The 5,475-nt window shown below is 70.7% G+C and carries 3 protein-coding genes; 1 reads left to right on the forward strand and 2 read right to left on the reverse strand.

Annotated features, from left to right (window positions below; genetic code table 11):
• Positions 1-154: 154 nt before the first annotated feature.
• On the reverse strand, positions 155-1,315 hold the full coding sequence (add, locus tag HG543_RS51075) for an adenosine deaminase (protein WP_169352257.1): 1,161 nt from the start codon (positions 1,313-1,315) through the stop codon (positions 155-157).
• Between the two features lie 35 nt (positions 1,316-1,350).
• On the opposite strand from add, the gene HG543_RS51080 reads away from it, so the two are divergent.
• Positions 1,351-2,757 carry an outer membrane protein assembly factor BamB family protein gene (locus tag HG543_RS51080; RefSeq protein WP_246357900.1) on the forward strand — a complete coding sequence of 469 codons (1,407 nt, stop codon included), beginning with the start codon at positions 1,351-1,353 and terminating at the stop codon, positions 2,755-2,757.
• A 228-nt stretch (positions 2,758-2,985) separates the two neighbouring features.
• On the opposite strand, the gene HG543_RS51085 is transcribed toward HG543_RS51080, so the two are convergent.
• Positions 2,986-5,334 carry a UvrD-helicase domain-containing protein gene (locus HG543_RS51085; protein WP_169352258.1) on the reverse strand — a complete coding sequence of 783 codons (2,349 nt, stop codon included), beginning with the start codon at positions 5,332-5,334 and terminating at the stop codon, positions 2,986-2,988.
• Between the last annotated feature and the right edge of the window lie 141 nt (positions 5,335-5,475).

Raw genomic sequence — 5,475 nt, forward strand, 5'->3', positions numbered from 1 at the left:
CCCCCAGCCCGTCCGAGCCCCCCGTCACCAGCACCACCTTGCCGCCCAGCTCCAGGTCCATGGTGTCTCTCCTCCGTGCGCCGGCGCCCTGCTGCTCCTGCCCCGGAGAGCTTCGTCCCCGGGGCTGACGCGCCGCGCGCCAGAGGCTATGTCATCACGCCGGCTGCTTCACGGGCTGCCGCTTCTTGTCGAAGGCCGCCAGCGTGGTGGCGATTTCCTCGTTCACCATCCGCAGCATGTCCTGCTTCTCGCGGAACGGGAGGAAGGCGCTCTTGAAGCCCGAGACGATGATGGTCGTCAGGTCCTCCAGCGACAGGCCGAGTTCCTTGTGGGCCGTCCACAGCTCCTTCGTCACGGTGGTGTCGGTGATGAGGCGGTTGTCGGTGTTGATGGTCACCCGCAGGCCGTAGTCGAAGTAGAACTTCAGCGGGTGCGCGGTGATGCTGGTGACGGCGCCCGTCTGGACGTTGGAGGTGGGGCAGACCTCCAGGGGAATCCGGTGGTCGTTGACGTAGTTGAGCAGGTCCCCGTCCTCGCGCAGCCGGGTGCCGTGGCCGATGCGGTGCGCGCCCAGGTTGTGGATGGCCTGGGAGATGGACTCGGGGCCGTAGGCCTCGCCCGCGTGGGCGGTGCAGTTGACGTTGTTCTTGAGGATGAGCTGGAAGGCGTCGCGGTGGTCCTTGGCGGGGAAGCTGGCCTCGGCGCCGGCGAGGTCGAAGCCGATGACGCCGCGGTTCTTGTAGGCCACGGACAGCTCCGCCAGCCGCATGGACGTCTGCGGGTTGATGTGGCGGATGCCGCAGACGATGACGCCGCACTTGATGCCCGTCTCCTTCTTCGCGGCGCGCAGGCCCTCCAGCACCGAGTCGATGACGGTGGTCATCTTCAGGCCCTTCTGGAGGTGGAGCGCGGGCGAGTAGCGCACCTCCAGCCAGCGCACGTTCTCCGCGGCGGCGTCCACCGCCAGCTCGTACGCGGAGCGGTAGAGCGCCTCGGCCGTCTGGAGCACGGAGAGCGTCACGTCGAAGGCGACGAGGTACTCCTCCAGGCTCTTGCACACCTCGCCCATGTGGATGGCCTTCGCCAGCCCGTCCACGGTGTCCGCGGGCAGCCTCACCTTCTGCTGCTCGGCCAGCTCGAGGATGGTCTTCAGCCGCATGGAGCCGTCGAGGTGGCAGTGCAGGTCCGTCTTGGGGAGCGCGTGGAGCAGCTCCTCGGTCACCGCCAGCGTGGGAGGCGGCACGAAGTCCGTCCGCCGGGCGGAGGAGGGGATGCCGGTCGCGCTGGGAAACTCGTCTTCACGAATGGTAGGCATGGTCGAAGTTCCTTCCTTGCGCCATCCTCCAAACCATGTCGCCTCGCGCCTGTCCATGCACGCCCCTGCTGCCCGCCCTGGCGCTGACACTGGTGGCGGCGGTGGCGGTGGGATGCAAGGAGCCCGCCGAGACGGCCTTCCGGTTCTCCACGGATGCCTCGTCGCGGGCGGGGCTGGTGGCCCTGGCGGATGGCGTCATCACCGGCAACGAGGCTGGCACGGTGGTGAGACTGGACCGGACGGGGCGTGTGGTGTGGCGGGTGGCGCTCGGCCGGGAGGTGGCCACCCGGCCCGTCCTGGCCGGGGACAGCGTCATCGTGGGCACGGTGGCGGGTGACCTGGTGCGTCTGGCCGTCGCGGATGGCGCGGAGCGTTGGCGCCGGTCCGGAGAGCCGCCCGTCCTGACTCCGGCCGTGGTGGATGAGGCGGGGGCCTCGCTGTACCTCGTGGCCCCGGACGGCGCCGTGCGCGCGCACGCGGTGGACACGGGCAAGGTGCTGTGGAGTATTCCCCGGCCTGGGTCGCGGAAGGCCGGGACGAACAGTCCCCGGGAGAGTCCCGCCCCTCCGGCCGAGAAGAAGGAGTCCCCGAAGGGCGCTTCCCGGAAGAGCCCCGCTCCCACGCCCCAGACACGGGAGGCCGCGAAGGGCGCTTCCGGGAAGAGTGCCGCTCCCAAGCCCGAGACGCGGAAAGCCGCGGCGGGCGCCGTACGCGGGAACTCCGCTCCCGACTCCGGGACGAAGGATGGTGGCCCTGCTTCCAGGTCCGAGACACAGGAGGCCACGGCCAGCTCCTCACAGGAGAGCCCCGCGCCCGCGTCCCAGACGCAGGAGGCTTCGCCAGACGCCTCCCATGGCTTCCCCGCTCCGCTTCTCGCCGGTGGGCTTCTCGTGGTGTCGCTGGGAGACGCGGGGCTGGTGGCTCTCTCCCCCGACGACGGGGCCCAGGTCTGGCGGCGCGACGTTCGGGACGTGGTGGGAATGAAGTCCTGGCGGCAGGCCCTCTACGTGAGCACGCGGCCCGGGCGGCTCCTCGCGCTGAACTTCCAGGACGGGAGCCCTCTGTGGGAGCAGTCCCCCGCGAGCAGCCTCACCGGGCCTCCTTCCCTGTCACTGGGCATCCTGTGGCTCGGGGCTATTGCCGAGGAGTCGCCCGTCCTCGTGGGGCTGTCTCCGGCGGACGGGAAGGAGGTGGCGCGGCTTCCCCTGCCCGACCCGCTCGTCACGGAGGTGGCATCCCTTCGCGAGGACCTGCTGCTGGTGCCCACCCGGGGACGCCAGGGCCGGCTCGTCGCGCTGCGGCAGCCGGGCTGGGAGCGCGTCTTCTCGCTGCGCACGGACACGCCGCTGCGCACCCGCCCCGTGGTGATGGGAGACCAGGTGTTCGTGCTGGGGCTCGACGGGCGCGTGCTGTCGTGGCGGGTGCCGCCTCCCGAGCAGTAGGCGAGCAGTGGCGCTCCATGTCAGGCGCGCGAGGCCTTCCGCGTCCCTGGAGCAGCGCCCGGCCGGAGAGGCCCGACACGCACTCTCACGACCTCGCTGGTTCGAATCCAGCCTCCTCCGCTTCGGTGGAGGGGTAGCCAAGTGGCCGAAGGCACCAGACGTAAATCTGGCGATTCCACGGCTTCTCCACTCGGGCGCCTACCCTACCCCTTCCCCTTCCGGGGCGACTCACCCCGGCATGAGGAAGCGGGCGATGACGCGCTTGAGGCCCACGCCTCCGCCGAACTCCACCGTCACCTTCGCGTTCGGCCCGCTGCCGTCCGCGGCGATGATGCGGCCGAGGCCGAACTGCTCGTGGCGCACGCGCATGCCACGCACGTCTCCGCCCACCCCGTCCATGTCGTCCGACGCCTGCGAGTACGAACGGTCGATGCGCGGGCCGTCGTCCTCGTCCCACGTGCGCTTGCGTGGCGCCACCGCCGCCGTCGAGGGAGGCCGGGCGCGCGTCGTCAGGTCCTGCTCGCTGATGCCGAACCGCTTCGGCTCCACGTCCTGCAGGAAGCGGCTGGGCGGGTTGTAGCGCAGCTCGCCGAACAGCGAGCGGCACTGCGCCAGGCTCACGAAGAGCCGCTTGCGCGCGCGCGTGAAGCCCACGTAGCAGAGGCGCCGCTCCTCGGCCATCTCCTCGGTCGGGTCCGTGTCCCGGGGCGCCTCGTCGTCATGTTGCATGGCCTCGGCCTTGACCGCGCGCGCGTGCGGGAAGACGCCCTCCTCCATGCCGGGCAGGAACACCGCGTCGAACTCCAGGCCCTTCGCCGCGTGCAGCGTCATCAGCGCCACCCGGCCCTCGCCCACCTCGGCGTCGGCCTCGCCCACCAGGGAAATCTGCTCCAGGAACGCCTGCAGCGGCGGCACGTCCGCCGTCAGCGGCGCCGCGTCCACCTCGGGAGGGACTTCCGCCGCGTTCTTCGCCGCCGCCACCGCGGCGGCGGCCCGGTTCAGGTCGAACTCCTGCGCGGCGCCCAGGAACTCGCGCAGGTTCTCCGCGCGCGTCTGCGACTCGTCGCTGCCCTCGGCCTGGAGGCTGTCCACCAGCTTCGTCTCGAGCAGCATCTGCTCCACCGCGCTCGCCGCGTCCTTGGCGTCCAGGGCGAACGTCGCCAGCGACGCCACCAGGTTGCGGAAGCCCTTCAGCCGCTTCACCGCGGTGGTGTTGAGGTCGGGGATGCTCTCCGGCTGCGAGAGCGCCTCGTACAGGCTCACGCCCCGCGAGTTGGCGTGGTCCGTCACCCGCTCCACCGTGGTGTCGCCGATGCCGCGCGCGGGCGTGTTGATGATGCGCAGGAGGTCCGCGTCCGAGCGCGGGTTCACCATCAGCCGCAGGTACGCGGCCGCGTCGCGCACCTCCGCCCGGTCATAGAAGCTGCGGCCGCTCACCAGCGTGTACGGCACCCGCGCCAGGCGCAGCGCCTCTTCGAGCACGCGGCTCTGTGCGTTCACCCGGTAGAACACCGCCATGCTGGAGAACCGGATGAGGCCCTCGCGCTGGAGCGCGAGAATCTGCCGCGCCACCTCCTGCGCCTCCGCCCGCTCGTCGCGGTTGAGCAGCAGCGTGAGGTCCGCGCCGCGCGGGCGGTCGGACCAGAGCTTCTTGTCCATGCGCCGCGGGTTCCTGCGGATGACGTCGTTCGCCGCGTCCAGGATGTTCTGGTCCGAGCGGTAGTTCTGCTCCAGCTTCACCACCCGGGCGCCGGGGTACTGCTGGGGGAAGTTGAGGATGTTGTCCACGTCCGCGCCGCGCCAGCGGTAGATGGACTGGTCGTCGTCGCCCACCACGACGAGGTTCGCCGACGGCGGGGGCGCCAGCAGCTTGAGCAGCTCGTACTGCACCGGGTTGGTGTCCTGGAACTCGTCCACCAGCACGTGGTGGAAGCGGCGCCGGTAGTTCTCCAGCACGTCCGGCCGGGTGCGGAACAGCGTGACGAGGAGGAGCAGCAGGTCGCCGAAGTCCACCGCGTTGGCCGCGCGCAGCCGCTCCTGGTAGGCCGCGTACACCCGGCGCACCAGCATGCCGCGCTCGTCGCCCGGCTCCACCACCATGTGCTCCGGCAGGCGCGCCGCGTTCTTCTCCTGGTCGATGCGGTGCAGGATTTCGCGCGGCTGCATGGACTGCTCGATGCCGGCCTCGCGCATGGCGCGCTTCACCACGTTGAGCTGGTCCCCGTCGTCGTAGATGACGAACGAGCGGGTGAGCCCCACGTGCTCCGCCTCGCGCCGCAGGATCATGGCCGCGGACGAGTGGAAGGTGCTCACCACCAGATCATTGGCCTGCGCGCCCAACAGCTGCACCAGGCGCTCGCGCATCTCGCGCGCGGCCTTGTTGGTGAAGGTGACGGCGAGGATGCGCCACGGGAAGACGCGGCGGACCTTCACCAGGTTCGCCACCCGGCGGGTGATGACGCGCGTCTTGCCGCTGCCGGCCCCTGACAGGACGAGCAGGGGGCCGTCGCCATGCAGCACGGCCTCGCGCTGGGGCGGGTTCAGGTCTTCGAGGAGGGCGGATTCGTGCGGATTCACGGGGGGCTCGAAAGAGAACCCCTGCTTCTAACGCCTTTCATCGTCCGGTGGGCCTCCTTCTACCGCCCGCTCGCCCGCCCGGTCCCCCAGCCCGGCTGGCCTCAGATATAAGGAAGCAACCCCATGTCCGACACCCCGTCC

The organism is Pyxidicoccus fallax (assembly GCF_012933655.1).
Taxonomy (GTDB): domain Bacteria; phylum Myxococcota; class Myxococcia; order Myxococcales; family Myxococcaceae; genus Myxococcus; species Myxococcus fallax.

Bases quoted from the DNA above. Each gene is read 5' to 3' on its own strand.
- HG543_RS51080 (WP_246357900.1), top strand. From the start codon at position 1,351: ATGTCGCCTCGCGCCTGTCCATGCACGCCCCTGCTGCCCGCCCTGGCG.
- add (WP_169352257.1), bottom strand. From the start codon at position 1,315: ATGCCTACCATTCGTGAAGACGAGTTTCCCAGCGCGACCGGCATCCCC.